The organism is Mesorhizobium sp. M7A.F.Ca.CA.002.09.1.1 (genome assembly GCF_003998555.1).
Taxonomy (GTDB): domain Bacteria; phylum Pseudomonadota; class Alphaproteobacteria; order Rhizobiales; family Rhizobiaceae; genus Mesorhizobium; species Mesorhizobium ciceri.
The window spans coordinates 1-850 of sequence record NZ_RZRR01001397.1 but is presented as its reverse complement, the minus strand read 5'-3'; the positions used below and the strand labels follow the sequence as shown (position 1 = coordinate 850).

1 protein-coding gene and 1 pseudogene are annotated in these 850 nt (G+C 58.4%); one reads left to right on the top strand and one right to left on the bottom strand.

Features of this window, described 5'->3' with window-relative positions; all coding sequences use genetic code 11:
* A partial coding sequence (locus EN994_RS33510; RefSeq protein WP_127308258.1) for an HlyD family type I secretion periplasmic adaptor subunit occupies positions 1 to 676 on the top strand: 676 nt, incomplete at its 5' end.
* A 46-nt stretch (positions 677 to 722) separates the two neighbouring features.
* Here EN994_RS33510 and EN994_RS36930 read toward each other — a convergent pair.
* Positions 723 to 850: pseudogene (locus tag EN994_RS36930) on the bottom strand (FkbM family methyltransferase); the annotation flags it as partial.

Sequence of the window (850 nt, the reverse complement as noted above, 5' to 3'; positions counted from 1 at the left end):
ACAGGACCTGGAGCGAGAGGCGGCGACCCTCGGCGGTGATCGAGGCGAGGCGATGGCCGGCCAGGCTCAAGCAGCAGGCCGAATATCGGAAGCTAGACTGCAGATCCTGCAGATCGACTCCGACCTGAAAACTGAAGTGAGCGCCGAACTTCGTGAAGTGCAAGGTCAGATCGGAGAATATATCGAGCGAAAGATCGCGGCCGAGGATCAACTCAAGCGAATCGACATCATCGCTCCACAGGCTGGCATCGTGCACCAACTGGCATTTCACACTGTCGGCGGCGTCATTTCGCCAGGGGATGTGATTATGTCGATCGTTCCCGATAGCGGCGGGCTCGCGCTGGATGCCCAGATCGCACCGCGCGACATCGACCAGATTGAGCTTGGGCAGAAGGCAGTGCTACGCCTCTCGGCATTCAATCAGCGTACCACGCCAGAACTCAATGGGACGGTTGTCCGTATTGCAGCTGACCTGACGACTAACGAGCGCTCAGGATCTTCCTACTATCAGGTGCGCTTCGTGGTAGCGCCCGAAGAACTGGCGCGGCTAGACGGACTCATTGTTCTTCCGGGAATGCCCGTTGAGGCCTTTATCAAGACCCACGAACGGTCTGCGTTTTCATATTTCGTGAAGCCGCTTTCCGATCAGATCAGTCGTGCGTTCAGAGAGGACTAGGCCACGTCTTTGTAGCAATGGAGGGGGTCGTCTGCTCTATCTTCCTTCACACGAAGGCCCAGATGTCCTCGGCCTGGAAACCGACCTGATAGCCTGATGTCTTCAGCTTGACCACGACCTGGCCGATCTCGGCGGCCGGCAGCGCGCCGACCTCGACCTTGATCATGCCGGGAC